We start from the raw sequence: 19,812 nt of genomic DNA on the forward strand, positions 1-19,812 counted from the left end.
AGACAAAGGAGTACGACGCGATGAAGGTGGCGAACCCCGAGGTCACGCTCGACGAGGAAGGGCACGGCTTCCCGAAGGAGGCCCGTAACACGGCGATGATCGGCTGGAACATGGTGGCCGCCGTCCACGGCGACGACGGGAACCCGTACTGGTTCAACATGGGCGCCATGTCCCTGGCTGAAGGCTGGGGCAACCTCGACTTCTGGCAGATGTGCGTCCGTACGACACCGGGCAAGGTCATTCAGCCCAGCGGATCGGTGCACAAGGTCGCCCAGTTCCCAGCGGGCCTCGCGACCCAGTGGCACGTCCAGCCGCGTGGCGCCCTCAAAGTGACCAGGACGGACGACCAGGTCACGGTGGACATGGAGAGCGCGCACATCGTCTGCAAGCCGGACGGGACCTGGCACTTCTCCGTGCGGGACGAGGAGTCGGGGATCGCCGGGGAGTGGGTGCACACCGGCAACGGATTCCCGATGTGGTACGGCAAGGAGACCCCGCAGACGTACGTCCCGCACAGCATCTCCTACGGCTACATCTGGGCCGGAGCGGTCGAGGGGACGCTCACCGTGCAGGGGAAGAAGGTCGCGATCCGCGGGGCCGGCCAGCGTGAGCGTTACTACGCGGTCGACGCCTGCCCCGCCGAAGTCGGGGCGTGGCACGACTGGATGTGGTTCCACTTCGACGAACTGAGCGGAAACCTCGACGAGATGAAGCTCGGCAAGCACAAGGACATGGCCCTCTACCTCAACGAGGAGAAGCGCTACGTCCAGGCGGGCGACTTCCGGATCGACCACCACGACTGGGCCTACAACCCGGCCACGGGCACGTTCGTGCCGACCCGTTACGTGGTCACGATGGAAACGGAGGCCGGGGTCCTTCAGTTCACCGGCAGCGCGGTGGGGAGCCACGCCGCGAGCTCGGTCGGCGAGTCGCCGGACTCCCCGACGATCCTGCTGGACTGGCCGGGCATCGAGGGCACCTTCACCTACCCGGACGGCCGCGTCCGGACCCTGACCAACGGCCTCGGCGGCACCCTCATCCGCCAGTGGAAGCCCTACCCCGATCTCCTCGTCGGCGGCGCGGAGTTCAAACCCCTGGACGTACCTCGAGTCTGACCCCACAACAGCTCATTCCAGAAGGGCGAGAACGTGAACAGAGGAAGACGCATCCGCAACAGCGCTTACGTGGCCCTGCTCATCGGCGTGACCCTGGGGGCAGCCCCCGACGGGCCGCAGCAGACCGCGGTGGCGAAGCCCAGCAGGCCGACCACACCGGCCCGGGCACTCGCCTCGATCGAGGCGATCATCGACGCCTCGGCGGGCCGGGTCTCCGCCTCGTCGGACCAGTCGGTCGCGGGGCTGGAGACGTTCCTGGCGAAGGCCGGCGTCGCAGACGACAAGTCGATGAAGACCGCAGGAGTCGAGACCCAGGCGAAGCTGGAGCGCGACATCAGCGGACTTCTGAAAACGGCGGGAGAGGCCGTCCCCTCGGCGGAGAGCCTCGACCCCGCCTGGAACACCGGTGCGGCGAACGCCTGCAAGCAGCAGGACGGCACCGACACCGCGAAGTCCGGCACCGCAGTGTGCACCACCAACGACGACCGCGACAAGCGGGCCCGCGCTCGCGCCGAGGGCAACGAGGCCGCAGCCACCGCGAACGCCGTCCACACCGGGGACGCCGACGCCAAGGCCCAGGGCGACGACTCGGCCGCCACGGCCAGGTCCGGGGACGCGTCCCGTACCGGGCAGAAGGGCAACGAGTCGGACGCGATCTCCACGGCCGGCTCCACCACCACGGCCACCTCCGGCAACGCCGATCACGACCAGCACGACAAGGCGACGGCCGTCGCCCACGACCGCTCGCTCGCCAATGCCGACAGCGTCGCGGGCGACCGCAACGACTCGTTCGCGGGAGCCTCCGACAACGGAGAGGCGACCGCCCTCTCCCGGTACGGCGACGACAACCGTTCCATCGCCCTGGGCTACAACGGCAACAACGACGGCAGCGGACCGGCCGGCGCCCGCGCCATCACGCTCATGGGCTTCAAGAACCAGGCCCTGTCCATCGCCAACGGCCAGAACTCCGCCGCCGTCACCAACGCCGGCTACGGCGACGGCCACCGGGCGGCCGCCACCTCCGGCCCCAACTCCCACGCCCGCGCCGACGCCGCCCAGGGCGAGGACAGCGAGTCGTTCGCCAAGGCCACCGAGCGAGGACACGCGCTCGCGTACGACAGCTACGGCGACGACATGCTCGCCATCGCCACATCGAAGGGCGACGGCTCGATCGGCTCATGCTCCCCGATAGGGCAGGCCCTGAACTCCGGTGAGACCACCTACCCGCTCGACGCGTGCTCCAGTGCCAACGCCCGTGCCGTGGACGGGGAGTCCAACACCGCGATCTCCACCGTCGACAAGGCCAAGGCGTACTCGGTCGCCGAGCGCGGCAAGTACAACACAGCGGTCACCGACGCCAAGAACGGCGGAGACATCATCTGGAACACCGCCAAGTCGGCCGCGGGCCAGCCCGCCAACCCCCACGAGGGCATGAAGGCCGACTGCCCGTGGCCGCTGCCCCCGCTGCCCCAGGCCCAGCAGCCCTGCGGCAACGCCACCGCCAAAGCCTCCTACGGCGACGGCAATCTCGCCGTCGCAAAACCCGACGGCGACCACGTCTTCACCTGGTCCGAGGCATCCGGCGGCAGCTACAACCAGACTCTCGCCACCGGCGAGGGCAAGGACTCCCAGGCTCGCTCCCGCGCCATCTACAACAACTACGGCACCGCGAAGTCCGCGGCCACCGGCGGCGGCAAGGCGGACTCGCTGGCGGTCATCGGCTACGAGAACATCGCGGTCTCCAACGCGGACGGCACCGGCTCCGTCGCCAATGCCACGGCCGCGGGCCCGCACTCCCAGGCCACCGCCACCGCGAGCAAGGGCGGCACGGTGACGGCGGTACACAACACCACCACCGCCGGCTTCCTGGGCGTCAACCTCACCACCGGCGTCAGCTGCTCCGACACGAGCGTCACCTACGCCCTGATCGGCACCGGCCAGAGCTGCGGCAGCGGCTTCTGATTCCGAACGTCAGGGGGCGGCCCCCGCCGCCCCCTGACGACCCGTCTGTGAGAAGGAGCCGCCGATGCGTGCCATGTGGACGAACTCCCGCAAGTCCCGATGCCTGCGACGCGTCGCGGTCGCAGCGTGTGCGACCCTGCTCGTGGGATGCAGTGCGAGCGCCGCCGACCAGACGTCCGCGCCCGAACAGCCGCACCGGTGCGGACAGGTGAACGGAGTGAAGAGCGGACCGCAGACGGGCAAGGCGACCTGCGAGTCGTACGTCCTCGGCGGTGACGGCAACCGGGCGTCGGCCGACGCCGACGGTGACGGCTCGACGGCGGGTGCGATCGCCGGCTCGCTGGCCCGCTTCGACGACGGCAAATCCAAGCTCACCAGCGACGACAACTCCTCCTTCGCCACCGCGACCCATGGCGCCGGTGCCCTCGCCCGGTCCGGCGTGAACGGCGAGGGCGCCCAGGGCACGAGCGGGAACAGCGCGGTGGCGCGGGCCGACCACCCGAAGGCTTTCGCCAACGCCAGCGCCGCGAACGGCGACGACAACTCCGCCACCGCTAACGCCGACGGCTGCGTCGGCACCGCGGACAACGCCTGCGCCTTCTCCGCGGCCGGCAACGGCGACCGCAACTCCGCGACCGCGGACTCCGACGGCAAGGACTCCATCGCCCAGGCCGGCGCGCTCGACGGGGACCGGAACACGTCATCCGCCAGGAGCAGGGCCGGTGGCCGCGCCTCGGGCAGCGCCCAGGGCGGCGACGGCAACTCGGCGGACTCCCAGGCCACGGGCAACGGTGCCTTCGCCTCCTCCCAGGCCACCGGCGGCGACAGCTTCGCGCTCGCGCGCGCCGAGGACGCCAAGAGCACCGCCAGTGCCATCGCCCGGCTCGCCGCCGTCGTCCGGGCGTTCGCGAGCATGGGCGCCACCGCGACCGCCACGGCGACGGGCCGCGGATTCACGGCGTACGCCTTCGCCTCCGGCGCCGGAACCACCGCCTCCGCGACCCACGACGCCGACACCGACACAGGGAGCTGCTCCGGTCCGGGTGTGGCCTTTGCCATGACGGGCGGCACGTTCCGCTGTGTCCAGGGGTTCTGAGGACATCGTGCCGCAAGCCGGGCCGGATGCCGCGCCCACACTGGGACCACGGGCGACCTCGCGGAGCGCGGATCGGTACCCAGGTCCCATTCGGTTCTGGGAGTTTCCTGAGAGCCTCGACGGGAACCGGGACGGGCGCGGGGGCGCGACCAGAGACTCTCTGCCGAAGGCTCTCGGGAAACTCCCAGAACCTCTCCGGAACGTGCCAGTCGCGTACGTCAGTTTGTGCGCACCACGTCCCCGGAACGAAGCGGAGCAGCACCCATGTCCGTCATCAACCCCAGGCCCGGACCCAAGTCCGGGCCCGCACGTCCCGACAGCCCCCTGCGGTACGCCTCGCAGGGGGCGTCGGCCGCCCTGTGCGCGGTGGCCGCGATGGCCGCGGTCTCGGCGCTGGCGCTGTGGCTGCTGGACGCCGGTCAGGTCGGCTCGATGTGGTCCCTGACCATGGCGCTGACGGCGCTGGCCGTGGGCGGCTCGGTGAACGCCGGTTCCGACACAGCCGGGGCGACCACGGGTTCGGGGATCGGCGACCTGCTGGGCGGCCTCTTCGGCGGCGGGGGCATGGCCCCGTCGATGAGCGGCGCGGCCGACGTCGCGCCGCTCGGTGTCACGCTGGCCGGTGCACTCATGCTCTGGGGAGTCTTCTCCCGGCAGTTGCACCAGCGCCGGTGCGACACCCGTGAACTGGCGGCCCGCGCGGGCGGAGCCGCTGCGGCGGCCCTGGTCGCCGTCCTGGTCGTGGCGAGCCTCGCGCACGGAACGTTCAGCATGCCGGCCTCGGCGATGAGCGGACTGCGCGACGGCCAGCGCGTGGGATCCGGCGGCTTCGCCGGTGGCGAGGGCGACCTCATGGGCGGCCTGTTCGGCGGGGGCGGAACACCGCAGGACATGACGATGGCGTACGAGGTCCATGCGGGCGCGGCGGGCGTCGGCGCGGTGCTGTGGGCCGCGGTGGTGCTGGCCGTCGGCTGCCTGATCAGCCGCAAGGTCAGGATGCCCCTGGGCGGCACGGTCGATCGGTTGCGGCCCGCCTGGGTCCCCGGTATCGCCGCGATCATACGGACCCTTCTGGTGGTGGCGGCTGTGCCGCTCGTCCTGGTCACCCTGCTCGGCGCGGTGGTCGGCGGGCGGGCCGCCACCGCCGCGGGAGCCGCCCTGCTGCTTGTGCCGAACGCCGTGGCGGTGTTCCTGACGCTCGGCGTGGGTTCCCCGTGGACGGCTTCCACGGAGCAGGTGCAGAGCGAGGGTGGCAACCCGTTCGCCGCGTTGATGGGCCAGATGGGCGGGCAGCAGGCCAGCACTCCGCCCGATCGGACCGCGCACCTGCGGGATCTGGCCGCCGGCGGCTGGCCCCTGTGGCTCGGGGCGCTCACGGTGACCGCACTCCTGCTGCTGGGGTGCGCCTACCGCGCGGCGAAGGCCACGGACCCGGCGCGCACACCCCCGCTGCACCGGTACCGCGGCCCTTTCGGTCCGCACCTCGGCTTCGCCGAGAGGTTCGCCGTCGGCACGGCGCTGATCATGGGGGCGGCAGCCTGGCTCGCCGGGGCGTCGGGCCACTTCGGCATCACCATGTTCGGCAGCGAAATGGGCGGCACCCGGGCGGAGCTGACCGGCAACGTGCTCGTCACGGTGGTGTTCGGCCTGCTGGTCGGGGGTGTTGCCGGATTGGCCGGGTGCTCGCTGCGCGGCGTCGTCGACCGCCGTTCCCGCCTCTTCGTGCGGAGGAAGGCGCCCCAGGAGACCACGACGGTGAGTGGTATGGAGGTATCCGTTGGCAACCGTTGAACGATCCCCCGAGAACGGTGCCCGGCACGGGCGGGCGCCGACCGGCCCCACCGGCGGAACGCGACTGCTGGTCGTGGACGATGAACCCACCGTACGGGGGCTGCTGTGCGCGGCGCTGCGGCACGCCGGGTTCGCCGTCGGGGCGGCCGGGACGGGGCAGGAGGCACTGGCTTCCGCCAGGGCGATCGCGCCGGACCTGGTCCTGCTGGACGTCATGCTGCCGGACACGGACGGATTCGAGGTGATACGGCAGCTGCGCGCGCAGAACCCTCCGACCGGACCCCGCGCCGGCCACATCCCCGTGGTGTTCCTCACCGCGCGGGACACCACCCGGGACAAGATCGACGGGCTGCAACTCGGTGGGGACGACTACGTCACCAAGCCCTTCGACCTGGAAGAGCTGATCGCCCGTATCCACGCGGTGCTGCGCCGCACCGGCGGTGATCCGGCGACCGTGCTCCGGGTGGCCGACCTGGAACTCGACCCCGAGGGAGTGCAGACCAGCCGGGCGGGCAACCCGATACGCCTGTCGCCGACCGAGTTCCGGCTGCTGCACCACCTGATGGTGAACGCGGGACGGACGGTCTCCAAGCCGCAGATCCTCGAACGGGTGTGGGACTACGACTTCGGGGGCGACGTCGGCATCGTCGACACCTACATCAGCTATCTGCGCCGCAAGCTCGACAACGGCGGACCGAAGCTGATCCACACTGTCCACGGAGTCGGCTACGTCCTGCGTGAGCCCCGGGCATGACAGGGCACGTCCGCACCGTATGGGGGCGTGCCTCGCTCCGCGTCCGCGTCCTGATGCTGGCGGTAGCCCTGCTGACTGTCGGATTCACGGCGTTCAGTCTGGTCACAGGCAATGCCCTGCGCTCCTACATGGAAGCCCGGGTCGACGATCAACTCCGGGCCTCCGCTCAGGTCTTCGCCCTGCTGCCGTCGACCGTGGCCCGCGGCGGAGCCGAAAGTACCCTGCCGGCCGGACTCGCCGACTTCAGCACCGACGTCATCGGCAATCCCGTCATCACCTATGTCGGCGCGGACGGCACGGTCGAGAGCAGCATCGACTCCCTCGCCGGCGAGAACCGGACGACGCTGACCACCGGCCCGGCGCTGCCGCGGCTGGACGCGACGGCGGTCCGTGCGTACGGCGGCCGCCCGTTCACCGTCGGGAGCACCAAGGGCGACACGCGCTGGCGGGTGATCGCACTGCCCAAGGCCGACCCCCTGGCGCAGTGGAGCACCGCCGACAGTGTTCAAGGCAGCGTGGCCGTGTCGACGTCACTGGCCGAGGTGGACGGCACCGTGGACAAGATGTGGCGGATCTACGAGATCGCCGGGCTCTGTCTGCTCGCAGTGCTGGCCGCAGCCGGCTGGTTCGCGGTCCGTTCCGGGCTGCGTCCGCTCGTCCGCATCGAACAGACGGCGGCCGAGATCGCGGGTGGCGACCTGTCGCGGCGCGTGCCCGAACTCGCCGGACCGAACACGGAGATGGGCCGCCTGGCGACGGCCTTGAACGGCATGCTGGGACAGCTGGAGACCGCCTTCGCCGCCCGCGCCGAGTCGGAGATGCGGATGAGCCGTTTCGTCGCGGACGCCAGCCACGAACTGCGCACCCCGCTCGCCGGGATCAAGGGCCTGACCGATCTGTACCGGATGGGTGCGCTGCCCGAACAGCGGGACATCGACGCCACCATGGCCCGTATCGCCCGTGAGTCCGAGCGTCTCACCCGGCTCGTGGAGGACCTGCTGCTGCTCGCCCGGCTCGACGAGGGCTCGCTCAGGTCCACGCGGCACTCCGGGCATTCGGCGGGCATGGATCTGGCCCCGATGGATCTTCGTACCCTCGCCGCCGACGCGCTCCACGACGTGCGCGCCCTGGACGTGACCCGTCCCGTAACCCTGACAGGCCCCCTCGGTGAGGGGCCGCCCGCCTGCGCTCCTGCGCTCGCCGACGAGGCCCGGCTGCGTCAGGTCGTCACCAATTTGGTCGGCAACGCCGTCACTCACACCCCCTCGGGCACACCCATCCGCATCGGGGTCGGCACAGTCGGCGAGCACGTCGTCCTCGAAGTTGCCGACGAAGGACCGGGGTTGACGGCAGCTCAGATGAGTCACGTCTTCGACCGCTTCTATCGCGCCGACACCTCCCGCACCCGTGCGACCGGCGGAGCGGGTCTGGGCCTCGCGATCGTCCGTTCCCTTGTCAGTGCCCACGCGGGGCATGTGGAGGTCCGCGCGACTCCCGGCCGGGGCGCCACCTTCCGCGTGCTCCTTCCCCGCCACACTGAGCACCCGGCGCTCATACCGCCCGGGCAACGGCGGATCGCCACCGGGGCGGTCCCCTGACGGCCTCGAGTCGAAACGATCAGTGCTCGCACACCTTCCGGTACCGCGAGCCGGGCACGTACGCCCTCTTCTGCGCGGGTGTCAGCTCCCCCCGGCCCGGGAACACGCCTGGCCGATCACGCGTATGGGGTCGACCTCGTACCGACGGAGGGGGACGCGGCGGCTGGTCGCGTACAGCGTGCGATCGTCCGCGCCGAACGCGAGCGAGGGCTTCCACCAGCGCCTGCGACTGCCGAACGGCCGCCCGATCTTCGACGGCTACCTGATCGGCAATCCCGGCGACCACCAGCCGATCAACTCCACCGCACCGGCGGTGGCGAAGGACGACCCGCGGCAGAAGGTGCGGAACCTGGACGTCCCGGTCATGGTGCTGCTGACCGGCCCCCAGGAGGAGCAGCGGCGCCGCCCCGACGGCCCCAACTACCGTGTCTACGAGCTCGCCGGCGCCTCCACGGCCTCCCCACGCGCCGCCCGCGCCTACGGCCAGACCCCCGAGGCCTTCCTCACCACCGGCCCGTTCGCCTGCGACTACGACGTCAGCCGCTTTCCCTTCAACCAGTTCTTCCAGTCCTCGCTCACCCGCCTCGAGGACTGGGCGTCGAAGGGCGTCACCCCGCCCGCCTCGCAGCAGCTCGCGCGCGAAGCCGACGGCACCGCGAAGCTCGACGCATACGACATCCCGCTGGGCGGTGTCCGCTCCACTTACGCCGACCTGCCGACGGTCCGCTACTTCGCCAACTCCACCGACCAGCGGTACTCGATCTGCGCCAGGACCGGAGCACAAGAGCCACTGTCCGCAGAGGAGTTGAAGCAGCTCTACGGCAGCAAGGACGCCTACGTGAAGAAGGTGAACCGGCAGGCAGACCGGCTGGAGCGGCAGGGCCGGCTGCTGCCCACCGACGCGGACGAGATCCGGGGCGAGGCACAGACGGTCGTCGACTTCTGACGGCACGTCAATCCCGGGACCGGACCGGGAGGATGATGGCCGAGGGATGGTCCCGGTCGTGGAACACCAGCTGATCCGCGGCCCGGAGCGTGGGCACCGTCGCCCTGGGCTCTCCAGTCCCGGGGTTGCGGTTGTAGCGCGGGAAGGCACCGCTGGAGATCTGGACGCGGATGCGGTGACCGTGCCGGAAGCGGTAGGCCGTCGGCCACAGCCGCACCTCGGCCCGGGTGATCTCGTCGGCACCGGTGAGACCGACCAGGCCGTCGCAGACGTTGGTCGAGCCCCCTCGGCGTCCACGTCGCACAGCCGGACGAAGACATCGGCGTACGGCAAGCTGGAGCAGAACCAGATCTCGGCGCTCACCTCGCCGATCACCTCGGTGTCCTGCTCCAGCTCGTCCGTGGTGTACGTCAACACGTCGGGCCGGGCCTCCAGCTTCCGGTTGTCCACCCGGCCCGCCTTCACCCCCATGGCCATCCGGACCCCGCCGACCGCCGGAGTGGGCTCGGCGGGGTCGTAGCGGTAGCTGTCGGGGGCGGACGGGGCGGAGGCCTCGGCGGTCAGTGCGCCGCCCGGCTGGAGGCGCAGGCGCTTCGGCTCGACCGCCTGAGCCGAAGGTGCCGCGGGTGCTCTGCACGACGACCTGGTAACCGCGTTCGGCCGACGGCCGCGCGAGCTGGGCGGCGATCATCCCGGTGCGGCCGTAGGGGGAACGCAGCAGGGCGGTGGGCAGGCCGTCGCCGCCGGAGCCGGGCCGCCATGAACGCGGCCACCGGCCACGCCACACCGGTGGACCTCGGCGGCGCGGACATGACCTGGGCGACGGCATGCGCCTGGAGGGCCGCACCCTCTACGTCGTACGCAACACGTCCAACAAGCTCGCCGTCCTGCGGCTCGACAGGTCCGGCACGGTAGGACGGCTCACCGCCGAGGTGAGCGACCCGCGGTTCGACGCCCCCACCGCCCTCGCCCGTCACGGCGACACGCTCTATCGGACGAACGCCCACTTCTACTCCACCGACCCCGCGAACACCGAGTACGCGATCACGGCGATCCCGGATCCGGTCCGACACCCGTGACAGCCGGGACAGCAGTTGCGGTCCGCGGTCCGCTGGCCCTGGAGATCCGGACCCCTCTGGCCGCAGCCTCCTTGCGCCACGGTAGCTCCGAGGACTGACAACGGACGCTTCTGCCCAACCCCGGGCGTCCGACGCCCAAAGGCGTCTCAGTCCATGATTCGCCAACTAGACTTCTCGGTCACACGTCCCGTGGATGACACAATCGGCGACTCCGTGATCATGCCCGGATGCAACAAGGGGGAAATCCGATGATCGCCATGACGCCCGTCACCAGCCTCGACCTCACCGGCTTCACCGAGCGCGAGCCGGGGGTGTGGACCGATGCGGCGGGGCTCGTGCTGTCGGTCCACTTCTTCCCGCTGGTGCCGGACCTGCCGGCCCCGCTGCACGACCTCCAGCTCCTTCAGGCGGGGCTGGCCCAGCTGACGGCCGGGGCGGGCGGAGGTCTGATCGAGGCGGTGCCCGGCGCGGTGGACGGGGTCCCGGCCGTGCGCCAGCTGGTGAAGGTGCCGCTGGGTAACCGGCCGGGGCAGGCCTTCATCGGCAGTTTCACGATCCCCAGGGCGGCCTGCAGCACCGTGGTGAAGGTGCAGGCCGCCGAGGGCCCGATGACGGGGATGCGGGAGGCGGTGATCATGGCCCAGGTGGGGCCGGACGCCTACTTCCGGGCGAACCCCTACGTGGGCGGCCAGATCGGCGGTCTGCCGTCCCATGCGGGGGACGACGAGCAGTGGGACGCGCAGTTCCCCGAGCATCCGCTCACGCTGGTGCGGGCGGCGCTGGCGCGGATCGCGCCGACGGTGACCTTCGACGACCGCTTCAAGGGGCTGCCGCCGTTCGGCGGGCCGGTCCCGGCTCAGTGGGCGCCGCAGGCACCTCCGGCCAAGAGAGGCTGGTTCCGCCGCAACGGCGGCTGAGAGGCGGGCGTGGACGGCTGCCGTCCCCGCCCGCCCGTACCGGCTACCTCTGCCTGATCCGCAGGAACGTGATCGAGTTCGCCGGGAAGGTGTACGTGAACGTGTCGGCGACGCCGGTGAAGGTGGACGTCACCGGCGCGACCGGGGTGTCCGTCTCCGTGTTGACCGCGTTGGGGGCGGCGGTCAGGGTCGTCACCCGGGCCTTGGACGCGACCTTCGCCCCGCCGAGGTCGATCGCTGTGCGGGCGTCGGCGGACTGGGCGTTGACGACCTTGACGATCAGGTCACCGGTCTTCCTGTCCTTGGTGACGACCTGGCGGAACGGCTCGGCCGGCTTGTCGTCGGTGAAGCTGCCCCACTCCTGGCCGTCGAGGTACAGGGTGACCTGGCGGCCCCGCACCTTGATGTCGATGTCGTAGGCGCGGCCCGTCTCGATGGTCCCGGCCTTGGAGATCAGCGTGGACTTGCCGCCGTCCACGGCCTGCTCGACGGCGCTGGTGGTGTTGTTCCAGCCACCCAGGTTCCACCAGTAGTAGTTGCCGGTGTCCTTGACGCCGAAGGCGACGAGGAAGCCCTCCTTGCCGGACTTCTTGGTGGCCTTCGCGTGCAGGTCGTAGTCGTGCCAGTTCACGTCACCGGCGGAGACCATGGTGTTCTCGGCGGCCACGTCGGTCTGGACGTACTGCCCGTCCTGGAGGGACCAGCTGCCGCCCCCGGTGTGCGTCCACTGCGAGGCGTCGCCGGAGAAGTCGTCGCTCAGGAGCGTGGCGCCGTCCGCGTCCGTGACCTTCACGTCGTCGTACGCCGCCGTCGTCGCCCACGTCGACAGGCCCACCGCGCCGCTGATCGGACCCGTGAGGGACGGGGTGCCGGTGGCCGCCGAGGGGACGACGCGGTCACCGACGTTGGTCATGAACAGCTTCTGGACCTCGTAGTTGGCGGAGTTCCAGGAGGCGTGGTTGTTGAACCACACCATGTCCGGGCTCCACTGGACGTAGTCCTCGTTGGCGAACAGCGGGGCGTAGGAGGCGAGTTTGACGACGTCCGCGTTGCGTTCGAGGCCGGTCATGAACGCGGCTTCGGCGAGGCCGTTCTTGAAGGCGTTGCCCCAGGAGGCGTACTCGCCGAGGAAGACCTTCGGGCCGCCGCGGTCGTAGGAGTCGTAGCGGTCGTTGTTCTGCAGGAACCACTGCGGGCTGTTGTAGTAGTGCTCGTCGACCATGTCGACCTTGGCGTCCCTGTTGAGCTGCCAGGCCGTGTCGAAGGTCGAACCGGCGTCGTCCGGGCCGGAGTTGGAGATCACCGTGATGTCGGGGTACTTGGCCTCGATCGCGGCGCGGAACTCCTTGAAGCGGGCGAAGAACTCGTTGGGAAGGTTCTCCTCGTTGCCGACCTCGATGTGCGTGAGGTGGAAGGGCTTCGGGTGGCCCATCCGCGCGCGCAGCTTGCCCCAGGTCGAGGTCGCCGGGCCGTTGGCGAACTCGATGAGGTCGAGGGTGTCCTGGACGTGCCGCTTGAGCAGGGCGTCGTCGACGACGGCCTTGTTCTGCCCGCAGCCGGTGACCAGGGCCGGGACGACGGGCAGCGGCATCGCGCCGATGTCCTCGGCGAGGCGGAAGTATTCGTAGTAGCCGAGGCCGTAACTCTGGTTGTAGCCCCAGAAGTTGGAGTTGGTGGCGCGCTCCTCGACCGGGCCGACGGTGTCCTTCCACTGGTACGAGCGGGCGCGCTGCCAGTTCGAGGCCTCGCTGTAGTCCTGCATGGAGCCGGTGTTGACGAGGCAGCCGCCGGGGAAGCGGACGAAGCCCGGGCGCAGGGCGGCGATCTTCTCGGCGAGGTCCTTGCGCAGGCCGTTGGCCTCGTGCTTGTAGGTGTCGCGCGGGAACAGCGACACCATGTCGAGGGCGGCCGCCTCCGAGGACGCCACGGTCAGCCGGCCGGTGCTGCTGGTGCGGGTGGCGGTGAAGGTGGCCCGGTACTTCGCCCAGCCGCCCGTGCCCACGGCGACCTGGCGGGCGGTGGCCGGCGTGCCGTCGGCGTCCTGGAGGGAGACCGTCAGCGTCGTACCGGCCTCGGCGCGGGCCCACACCGAGAAGTCGTACTTCTTGCCCTCCTCGACACGGACCCCGGTGTTGTAGCCGGCGTTCGTCACGGACGAACCGGCGCCCAGGGAGAGGTAGTTGCGGTTGCGGTCGTTGAGCCGGCCGTCGTCGTTCACGACGTTCGCCGAGCCGGAGACCGTCCAGGAGGTCAGCGGGGTGTACGAGCGGTTGTCGACGGTCGCGTACTCGAAGGACCGGTTCTGCACGAGTTCGGCGTACAGACCGCCGTCGGCGGCCCGGTTGATGTCCTCGAAGAAGACGCCGTACATCGTGTCGTCGATCTTCGCGCCCTTGGCGGTGGGGTCGACGGTGATGGCGTAGTCGGTGGTGTCGGCGGCTCCGGCCGGGGTGGCGGGGACACCGCCGACGGCCAGCAGGAAAGCGCTTGCTCCGAGGGCGAGTCTCAGGCGGTTGCGGGTGGTGCGTGGCATGTACACTCCGCGGCTCTTGGGGGTCGTGTGCAGGTGCGGCTGTAGCGAAAGTGGCCCGCTTGTTCGAAATACTGAACGGCGGTCAACACTTCGAACGGCAAGATATGTATGGGGCATGAGCGCGTCAATGGGGCGGGCACGTATCTTCGACGCATGGAGGCTCTCGTGCCCTTCGTCGTGCTCGGCGGTTTCGCCGCGGTTCTCGGGCTTCTCACCTGGGTGGCGCGGCTGAATCGCCGGCGTGGCGGTGCCGGGACCGGGGTGAGCGGGGCGCTCGCCGCCTACGAGGAGGCCTTCCGGGCCACCAGTCACGCCTCGCACCACGAGATCCGCGCCCAGGCGGAGCGCAAGGCACCCACCGACTCGCCGGACGGGTGGCGCCGCCGGCGGCCGAGGGGAGGGTGACGTCGGACGCGCTCTGGCCGGTTCCCGATGTCCTGGCCCATCTCGAAGGGCGGTGGCACGTGGAGCGCGTGGTGCGGGATCTGGCGGACGGCGGCGAGGGCCGCTTCCGGGGCACCACCGTGTTCAGCCCGCTGGACGGCGGGGGTCTGCTGCACGAGGAGTCCGGCACGTTCACCTGGCAGGGATCAGGCCGGCCCGCCGAACGCATCCTGCGCTTCCTGCCCGGTCCGGTGCCGGGCACGGCGGACGTCCGGTTCGCCGACGGCCGGCCCTTCCACGACCTGGACCTGACGACCGGCCGGCACACCGCCGACCACCCGTGTGCCGCGGACCTCTACCGGGGCGAGTTCACCGTCCGGGACGTGGACCGCCGGCGCACGGTGTGGCGCGTCGGCGGTCCCGCCAAGGACCTGCTGCTGACGACCGACTACGCGCGCGTGGGCTGAACCGACGCCCCTTCCAGGCGCAGGTTCCAGCGTCCGCCCAGGCCGGTGACGGTGGTCGTCGACAGGGGGCGTACGTCGATGTTCCAGTACGTCGACGGAGGCGCCTTGAGCGCGTACACCAGGGCCGCGCGGATCACGCCGGGCTCGGCGACCGCCACGATCCGGTCGCCGTCCCCGAGCGGGCGGGTGTCGAGCCAGTCGCCCACCCGGGTGATGAAGTCCAGCAGGGACTCGCCGCCGTGCGGGGTGGCCAGCGGGTCGGCCAGCCAGGCGTCCACGGCCGCGGGTTCGCGGGCCATCGCCTCGCCCAGGGTGAGACCTCTCCAGCGGCCCATGGCGCAGTCGCGCAGGGCGAGTTGCGCGAGCGGGGCATAGCCGAGGGCGTCGCCGGTGGTGCGGCTGCGCGGGGTGGGCGAGCAGTAGCGCAGCTCGGCGGCGGCGAGGGGCAGGAGGTCGGGGACCACCCGCTGCACCTCGTCCCAGCCCGCCTGGTCCAGCGGCCGGTCGTCCTCGAAGCGTTCCGCGAGCAGCGGTGAACTGCGCGCGGCTGCGACGAACGTCACCCGAAGTGGCATGCGGTGATGGTGAGCCGAGCAACTGCGCAGGTCAAGGGATGCCGGGCGACAGGCACCGGAATTCTTACCGGCGAGTCACGAAGTGCCGGACAAGTCCCGAGAAAACGAGCGGCCCGAGAAAAGTAGCCTCACGCCACCCCGAGCTTCGCGAAGACCAGCGCCATCCACTGGCCCGGCGTCTCCAGCGCCTCGAAGCCGACCTTCTCGTACACCCCGTGCGCGTCGTGCGTCGCGAGCAGGATCCGGCGCAGCCCGTGCGGCAGCAGGTGGTCGCGTACGGCGGCGACGAGCGCGGTGCCGATGCCCTTGCCACGCGCCGCCGGGTCCACGTACACGTCGCACAGCCAGGCGAAGGTGGCGAGGTCGGTCACCACGCGCGCGTAGGCGACCTGCTCGCCGGAGGCGGAGTCGTAGACCCCGAAGTTCAGCGAGCCGGCGATCGCCCGGTCCTGCTTCTCGCGTTCGCGCCCGATCGCCCAGTACGCGTCGGTGGACAGCCAGCGGTGGACGCGCCCGGCGTCGATGCGGGCGGGGTCGACGGAGATCTCGTAGCCCTCGGCGAGGGGCGGGACGTCGTTCATGGCCGGATCCTCACAGCGGGCGGCTCGTCATGTCGAACGGTTTGCGGGCAGCACCTCGTCGCAGGCGGTACGCAGCCGTCGTACCCCTTCCGCGATCTCCTCCGTGCCCGCGACCGCCGCGAAGCTCAGCCGGACGTGGGCGGCCGGGGGTTCGGCGCTGAAGTACGGACGGCCGGGGGTGAGGGCGACACCGGCGCGCAGGGCGGCGGCCGTGAACGCGGTGTCGTCCGCGCCCTCGGGGAGTCTGAGCCACAGGTGGTAGCCGCCGGACGGGATGTGCGGGAGGGCGAGTTCGGGCAGGTGCAGCCGGAGTGCCGAGGCCATCGCGTCCCTCCTGGCCCTCAGTTCGGCGGCGACGGTCCGCAGATGCCGCGGCCAGGCGGGCGAGCCGACGAGTTCCAGGGCCGCCTCCTGGAGCGGGCGGGGCACGAAGAAGGTGTCGACGACCTGGATCGCGCGCAGCCGTTCCAGCGCCGGTCCGCGCGCGGCGAGGGCGCACACCCGGAAGCTGGGCGAGGTGGCCTTGGTGAGCGAGCCGACGTGGACGACGACTCCGTCGGGGTCGTCGGCGGCGAGCGGGCGTGGCAGCGGACCCGCGTCCTCGTGCGCGAGCCGCCGTACGAAGTCGTCCTCGACGACGAAGGCGCCCGCCTGCCGGGCGATGCGCAGCACCTCGCCGCGCCGGTCGGGGGCGAGGACGGCGCCGGTCGGGTTCTGGAACAGTGGCTGGCAGACGAACACCCGGGCGCCGGTGGCCCGGAAGGCGTCGGCGAGCAGGTCCGGCTTCACTCCGTCCGCGTCGACCGGGACGGGGACCGGGCGCAGGCCCGCCGCGCGGGCGATCGCGAGCATGCCGGGGTAGGTCGGCGACTCGACGAGCACCGGGGCGCCGGGCGGGGCGAGGGCGCGCAGGGCGGTGGTGAGCGCCGCCTGGCCGCCGGCGCTCACGAGCACCTCGGCCGCGCCGACGCTTCCGCCGATGGTGCGGGCGAACCACTCGCGCAGCTCGGGCAGGCCCTCCATGGGCGGGCGTCCCCAGGCGCCTGGCCGGCGTCCGGCGCGGGCCAGGGCCTCGGACATCGCGCGCTCGGGCTGGAGCGAGGGGTGCAGATAGCCGCCGTTGAACTCGACGACGCCGGGCGGCGGGGCGGCCAGGGAGACGGTGACGCCGGTGGCGTCGACCGAGCGCGGGACGAGGTCGGCGGCGCCGTCCGCGCTGAGGGCGACCTCCTGCCAGGAGGTGTCCCCCGCCGGCGCGGCCGCGGGGCGCGGTCCCGCCCGGAACGCACCCGCCCCGGGCCGGGTCACCACCAGTCCCTCGGCGGCCAGTTGTGCCAGCGCCCGCGAGACGGTCACCGGGCTCACCCGGAACCGTTCGACCAGCGCCCGGCTCGATGGGAGCTTTCCATCGGGAGAGTAGCGATCCAGCTCCCTTCGCAGCTGATTCGCCAGGTCACTCACACTGCTACGCTCTTGCATGAAGACACAGAGTAGCGCTATCGCACCCTCCGCGATAGCGGTCAGCGCCTCGCCCGCCCGTGGCCCCGGCACCCTGCAGGCCGCCCTCGGGGTCGTGGCCTTCTCCCTCACCTTCCCCGCCACGGCCTGGGGCCTGGAGGGCTTCGGCCCCTGGTCGATGGTGGCCGTCCGCAGTGTGCTGGCGGCGCTGATCGCGGGTGGCTGTCTGCTGGTGCTCCGTGTCGCGGTGCCCGCCCGACGGCACTGGGCGGGACTCGCGATCGTGGCCGGCGGGGTCGTCGTCGGTTTCCCGCTGCTGACCACCCTCGCGCTGCGGACCTCCACCACCGCCCATGCCGCCGTCGTGGTCGGGCTGCTGCCGCTGACCACCGCACTGCTGTCCGCCCTGCGCATGGGCACCCGGCCCTCGCGCACCTTCTGGGCGGCGGCGCTGGCGGGGGCCGCCGCGGTGGCGGCGTTCACCGTGCAGCAGAGCGGCGGGGCTCTGACCAGCGCCGATCTCTATCTGTTCGGGGCGCTGCTGGTGTGCGCGGCCGGCTACACGGAAGGCGGCCGGCTGGCCCGGGTGATGCCGGGCTGGCAGGTGATCGGCTGGGCGCTGGTGCTGTGCCTGCCGCTCAGTCTGCCCGCCGCCGCCCTCGCGCTGACGTACGAGCCGGTCGGGCTGACCGCGCACAGCGTGACCGGGCTGCTGTGGGTGGCGGCGGGTTCGCAGTTCCTCGGCCTGGTCGTCTGGTACCGGGGCATGGCGGCGATCGGCATCCCCAAGGCCAGCCAGTTGCAGTTGGCGCAGCCGCTGCTCACACTGGTGTGGTCGGTGCTGCTGCTGGGCGAGGACCTCACGCCCGCCGCTCCGCTGACCGCGGCGGCGGTGCTGGTCTGCATCGCCGTCACCCAGCGGGCGCGCGGCTAGAGATGCCAGGGCCCGCGACTCCCGGGCACGAGCCGGGAGGCAGACCCTAGAATCGACACCACGGACCACTGCTCTCTTCCACACGGCGAGGAGGCCCCGCAGATGCGTGCAACCGCGGGCGACCAGTTTGTCCAGCACGGCAGGGTGGTCGGCCAACACGACAAGGTCGGCGAGATCGTCGAAGTACTGGGCCAGGACGGCAACCCGCCGTTCCGCGTCCGCTTCACCGACGGGCATGTGGGCCTGTGCTCACCCGGCCCGGACACCGAGATCCGCCACCGCACCAGGACCGAGGAACAGCGATAGATCAGCGCGGGGGCTTCGCCGGCTGCCCGTAGTGGTCGGCGACCACCCGCGCCATCGCCCCGATCCGGTCCGTCCGGACGTCCTTGGCGGCGAAGAAGACATGCCCGCGCGCCTGCGGGTATTTCTTCGCCAGTGTGAGATGCCTGCTCAGTTCGGCCTTGGCCGCCCAGGCGGCGGGCTGCCCCGAGGCACCCGCCTTGTACAGGCCCTCACCGAGGTAGAGCCGGGTGCGGCTGCCCTTGGCCACGTCCGCCCACCAGGCCACGAGCTTGGCGTAGTCGGCGGCGGAGTTGCCGATCTCCCAGTACAGCTGCGGGACGACGTAGTCGATCCAGCCCTCCTTCACCCACGTGCGGCTGTCCGCGTAGATCTCGTCGTACGACTGGAACGCCCGCGTGTCCGAGCCGCGTGAGTCGGTGGAGGCGTTGCGCCACACCCCGAACGGGCTGATGCCGAACCGGGTGCCCGGGCGTACGGCCTTGATCCGGGCGGCCATCTCCCGCACCAGCCGGTTGACGTTGTCCCGCCGCCAGGCGGCCCGGGTGGCGAAGGCGCCGCCGTGGGCGTCGTACGCCTCGTCGTCGTCGAAGCTCTGGCCCGCGACGGGGTAGGGATAGAAGTAGTCGTCGAAGTGCACCGCGTCGACGGGGTACCGCTTCACCGCGTCCAGCATCGCGTCCTGGACGAAGTCGCGGACCTCCGGCAGGCCCGGGTTGTAGTAGAGCCTGCCGCCGTACTCCACCGCCCAGTCCGGGTGCTGGCGCACGGGGTGGGAGGTGACCAGTCTGGAGCGGTCGGCGTGGGTGGCGACCCGGTACGGGTTGAACCAGGCGTGCAGTTCGAGGCCGCGGGCGTGGGCCTCGGCGACGGCGGTGCCCAGCGGATCCCAGCCCGGGGACCTGCCCTGGGTGCCGGTGAGGACCTGGGACCAGGGCTCGAACGTGGACGGCCACAGCGCGTCGGCCGTGGGCCGCACCTGGAACACCACCGCGTTGAGCCGGCCTCGCACCGCCAGGTCCAGCCAGTCGATCAGCTCCTTGCGCTGCTGGGCGGCGGTCAGCCCCGGTTTGGACGGCCAGTCGCGGTTCGCGACCGTCGCCAGCCACACCCCCCGCATCTCGGCCGTCGCCCGGCCTTCCCCCGCTCCGCCCTGTGCGGGAGCGGGGGCCGCCGAGCCCGCCGCTCCCGTCGTGGTGAACGCCGTCAGCGCCGCAAGCGCGAACGTCCTCCGGGTCAGTCGCCCCATCGCACCCATCCCTGTGTCACGCCATGGATCCGCTCGGTCACGGATCGTCTCCGCGCACAGCATGCACCGA

General features: G+C 71.4%; 19 protein-coding genes and 2 pseudogenes. 13 read left to right on the forward strand and 8 right to left on the reverse strand.

The features are described 5' to 3' along the window. Positions 1 to 20: 20 nt before the first annotated feature. The 7 genes from ACLZN2_RS01940 to ACLZN2_RS01970 all read left to right on the forward strand — a co-directional run bounded on the left by ACLZN2_RS01940 (position 21) and on the right by ACLZN2_RS01970 (position 9,262). Positions 21 to 1,115: a hypothetical protein gene (locus tag ACLZN2_RS01940; protein ID WP_416976548.1), complete on the forward strand. Its 1,095-nt coding sequence runs from the start codon at positions 21 to 23 to the stop codon at positions 1,113 to 1,115. 33 nt (positions 1,116 to 1,148) lie between these two features. Continuing rightward, on the forward strand, positions 1,149 to 3,077 hold the full coding sequence (locus ACLZN2_RS01945; RefSeq protein ID WP_416976549.1) for a hypothetical protein: 1,929 nt from the start codon (positions 1,149 to 1,151) through the stop codon (positions 3,075 to 3,077). A gap of 64 nt (positions 3,078 to 3,141) precedes the next feature. After that, positions 3,142 to 4,173 (forward strand): hypothetical protein, encoded by a 1,032-nt coding sequence (locus tag ACLZN2_RS01950; RefSeq protein ID WP_416976550.1) that lies wholly within the window; start codon positions 3,142 to 3,144, stop codon positions 4,171 to 4,173. A 264-nt stretch (positions 4,174 to 4,437) separates the two neighbouring features. Further along, positions 4,438 to 5,964 (forward strand): streptophobe family protein, encoded by a 1,527-nt coding sequence (locus ACLZN2_RS01955; RefSeq protein ID WP_416976551.1) that lies wholly within the window; start codon positions 4,438 to 4,440, stop codon positions 5,962 to 5,964. 64 nt (positions 5,965 to 6,028) lie between these two features. Next, complete coding sequence (locus tag ACLZN2_RS01960; protein ID WP_416976628.1) at positions 6,029 to 6,718, forward strand: response regulator transcription factor; 690 nt, start codon at positions 6,029 to 6,031, stop codon at positions 6,716 to 6,718. Then, positions 6,715 to 8,316: an ATP-binding protein gene (locus tag ACLZN2_RS01965; protein WP_416976552.1), complete on the forward strand. Its 1,602-nt coding sequence runs from the start codon at positions 6,715 to 6,717 to the stop codon at positions 8,314 to 8,316. The genes ACLZN2_RS01960 and ACLZN2_RS01965 overlap by 4 nt, the downstream gene beginning before the upstream one ends. 124 nt (positions 8,317 to 8,440) lie before the next feature. Then, positions 8,441 to 9,262 carry an alpha/beta hydrolase domain-containing protein gene (locus ACLZN2_RS01970; protein ID WP_416976553.1) on the forward strand — a complete coding sequence of 274 codons (822 nt, stop codon included), beginning with the start codon at positions 8,441 to 8,443 and terminating at the stop codon, positions 9,260 to 9,262. 7 nt (positions 9,263 to 9,269) lie between these two features. Here the strand turns inward: ACLZN2_RS01970 and ACLZN2_RS01975 are convergent, their stop codons facing one another. From ACLZN2_RS01975 to ACLZN2_RS01985, 3 genes and pseudogenes are all read right to left on the reverse strand, one after another. Further along, a complete protein-coding gene (locus tag ACLZN2_RS01975) occupies positions 9,270 to 9,566 on the reverse strand; it encodes a CocE/NonD family hydrolase C-terminal non-catalytic domain-containing protein (RefSeq protein ID WP_416976629.1) in 297 nt (98 codons plus the stop codon). Positions 9,567 to 9,601: 35 nt separating this feature from the next. Then, positions 9,602 to 9,850, reverse strand: a pseudogene (locus ACLZN2_RS01980) (CocE/NonD family hydrolase C-terminal non-catalytic domain-containing protein); the annotation flags it as partial. A gap of 64 nt (positions 9,851 to 9,914) precedes the next feature. Next, positions 9,915 to 10,091 (reverse strand): annotated as a pseudogene (locus ACLZN2_RS01985) (hypothetical protein); the annotation flags it as partial. Between ACLZN2_RS01985 and ACLZN2_RS01990 the strand changes: the two are divergent. Together ACLZN2_RS01990 and ACLZN2_RS01995 are read left to right on the forward strand one after the other, a co-directional pair. Further along, entirely contained in the window at positions 10,090 to 10,341 is a 252-nt protein-coding gene (locus ACLZN2_RS01990; RefSeq protein ID WP_416976554.1) for a hypothetical protein, read from the forward strand. The pseudogene ACLZN2_RS01985 and the gene ACLZN2_RS01990 sit on opposite strands and share 2 nt — an antisense overlap. A gap of 257 nt (positions 10,342 to 10,598) precedes the next feature. Next, the gene (locus ACLZN2_RS01995) at positions 10,599 to 11,258 is read left to right on the forward strand and encodes a hypothetical protein (protein WP_416976630.1); all 660 of its coding nucleotides are present in this window, start codon (positions 10,599 to 10,601) and stop codon (positions 11,256 to 11,258) included. A gap of 43 nt (positions 11,259 to 11,301) precedes the next feature. Here the strand turns inward: ACLZN2_RS01995 and ACLZN2_RS02000 are convergent, their stop codons facing one another. Continuing rightward, positions 11,302 to 13,791: an alpha-L-arabinofuranosidase C-terminal domain-containing protein gene (locus ACLZN2_RS02000; RefSeq protein ID WP_416976555.1), complete on the reverse strand. Its 2,490-nt coding sequence runs from the start codon at positions 13,789 to 13,791 to the stop codon at positions 11,302 to 11,304. Positions 13,792 to 13,944: 153 nt separating this feature from the next. On the opposite strand from ACLZN2_RS02000, the gene ACLZN2_RS02005 reads away from it, so the two are divergent. Then, the gene (locus ACLZN2_RS02005) at positions 13,945 to 14,196 is read left to right on the forward strand and encodes a hypothetical protein (protein WP_416976556.1); all 252 of its coding nucleotides are present in this window, start codon (positions 13,945 to 13,947) and stop codon (positions 14,194 to 14,196) included. Then, positions 14,193 to 14,642: a DUF6314 family protein gene (locus tag ACLZN2_RS02010; protein WP_416976557.1), complete on the forward strand. Its 450-nt coding sequence runs from the start codon at positions 14,193 to 14,195 to the stop codon at positions 14,640 to 14,642. Before ACLZN2_RS02005 ends, ACLZN2_RS02010 begins: the two co-directional genes overlap by 4 nt. On the opposite strand, the gene ACLZN2_RS02015 is transcribed toward ACLZN2_RS02010, so the two are convergent. The 3 genes from ACLZN2_RS02015 to ACLZN2_RS02025 all read right to left on the reverse strand — a co-directional run bounded on the left by ACLZN2_RS02015 (position 14,624) and on the right by ACLZN2_RS02025 (position 17,277). Next, positions 14,624 to 15,217, reverse strand: coding sequence for a histidine phosphatase family protein (locus ACLZN2_RS02015; protein WP_416976558.1), 594 nt, complete (start codon positions 15,215 to 15,217; stop codon positions 14,624 to 14,626). The genes ACLZN2_RS02010 and ACLZN2_RS02015 overlap by 19 nt on opposite strands. A gap of 128 nt (positions 15,218 to 15,345) precedes the next feature. Further along, a complete protein-coding gene (locus ACLZN2_RS02020; protein WP_416976559.1) occupies positions 15,346 to 15,798 on the reverse strand; it encodes a GNAT family N-acetyltransferase in 453 nt (150 codons plus the stop codon). Between the two features lie 27 nt (positions 15,799 to 15,825). Beyond that, positions 15,826 to 17,277, reverse strand: coding sequence for a PLP-dependent aminotransferase family protein (locus tag ACLZN2_RS02025; RefSeq protein ID WP_416976560.1), 1,452 nt, complete (start codon positions 17,275 to 17,277; stop codon positions 15,826 to 15,828). Between ACLZN2_RS02025 and ACLZN2_RS02030 the strand changes: the two genes are divergently transcribed. Together ACLZN2_RS02030 and ACLZN2_RS02035 are read left to right on the forward strand one after the other, a co-directional pair. Then, positions 17,276 to 18,190 (forward strand): DMT family transporter, encoded by a 915-nt coding sequence (locus tag ACLZN2_RS02030; RefSeq protein ID WP_416976561.1) that lies wholly within the window; start codon positions 17,276 to 17,278, stop codon positions 18,188 to 18,190. The genes ACLZN2_RS02025 and ACLZN2_RS02030 overlap by 2 nt on opposite strands. 102 nt (positions 18,191 to 18,292) lie before the next feature. Continuing rightward, a complete protein-coding gene (locus tag ACLZN2_RS02035; RefSeq protein WP_416976562.1) occupies positions 18,293 to 18,496 on the forward strand; it encodes a DUF1918 domain-containing protein in 204 nt (67 codons plus the stop codon). A 1-nt stretch (position 18,497) separates the two neighbouring features. On the opposite strand, the gene ACLZN2_RS02040 is transcribed toward ACLZN2_RS02035, so the two are convergent. Next, the gene (locus ACLZN2_RS02040; protein ID WP_416976563.1) at positions 18,498 to 19,742 is read right to left on the reverse strand and encodes a glycoside hydrolase family 10 protein; all 1,245 of its coding nucleotides are present in this window, start codon (positions 19,740 to 19,742) and stop codon (positions 18,498 to 18,500) included. Positions 19,743 to 19,812 lie beyond the last annotated feature (70 nt).

The organism is Streptomyces sp. T028, from assembly GCF_048159505.1.
In the GTDB taxonomy this organism is placed as follows: Bacteria; Actinomycetota; Actinomycetes; order Streptomycetales; family Streptomycetaceae; genus Streptomyces.

Bases quoted from the DNA above. Each gene is read 5' to 3' on its own strand.
- ACLZN2_RS01995 (WP_416976630.1), top strand. From the start codon at position 10,599: ATGACGCCCGTCACCAGCCTCGACCTCACCGGCTTCACCGAGCGCGAG.
- ACLZN2_RS02015 (WP_416976558.1), bottom strand. From the start codon at position 15,217: ATGCCACTTCGGGTGACGTTCGTCGCAGCCGCGCGCAGTTCACCGCTG.
- ACLZN2_RS02005 (WP_416976556.1), top strand. From the start codon at position 13,945: ATGGAGGCTCTCGTGCCCTTCGTCGTGCTCGGCGGTTTCGCCGCGGTT.
- ACLZN2_RS02040 (WP_416976563.1), bottom strand. From the start codon at position 19,742: ATGGGGCGACTGACCCGGAGGACGTTCGCGCTTGCGGCGCTGACGGCG.
- ACLZN2_RS01955 (WP_416976551.1), top strand. From the start codon at position 4,438: ATGTCCGTCATCAACCCCAGGCCCGGACCCAAGTCCGGGCCCGCACGT.
- ACLZN2_RS02030 (WP_416976561.1), top strand. From the start codon at position 17,276: ATGAAGACACAGAGTAGCGCTATCGCACCCTCCGCGATAGCGGTCAGC.
- ACLZN2_RS01990 (WP_416976554.1), top strand. From the start codon at position 10,090: ATGCGCCTGGAGGGCCGCACCCTCTACGTCGTACGCAACACGTCCAAC.
- ACLZN2_RS01950 (WP_416976550.1), top strand. From the start codon at position 3,142: ATGCGTGCCATGTGGACGAACTCCCGCAAGTCCCGATGCCTGCGACGC.
- ACLZN2_RS02025 (WP_416976560.1), bottom strand. From the start codon at position 17,277: ATGCAAGAGCGTAGCAGTGTGAGTGACCTGGCGAATCAGCTGCGAAGG.
- ACLZN2_RS02035 (WP_416976562.1), top strand. From the start codon at position 18,293: ATGCGTGCAACCGCGGGCGACCAGTTTGTCCAGCACGGCAGGGTGGTC.
- ACLZN2_RS01965 (WP_416976552.1), top strand. From the start codon at position 6,715: ATGACAGGGCACGTCCGCACCGTATGGGGGCGTGCCTCGCTCCGCGTC.
- ACLZN2_RS01940 (WP_416976548.1), top strand. From the start codon at position 21: ATGAAGGTGGCGAACCCCGAGGTCACGCTCGACGAGGAAGGGCACGGC.
- ACLZN2_RS02020 (WP_416976559.1), bottom strand. From the start codon at position 15,798: ATGAACGACGTCCCGCCCCTCGCCGAGGGCTACGAGATCTCCGTCGAC.
- ACLZN2_RS01970 (WP_416976553.1), top strand. From the start codon at position 8,441: ATGGGGTCGACCTCGTACCGACGGAGGGGGACGCGGCGGCTGGTCGCG.
- ACLZN2_RS02000 (WP_416976555.1), bottom strand. From the start codon at position 13,791: ATGCCACGCACCACCCGCAACCGCCTGAGACTCGCCCTCGGAGCAAGC.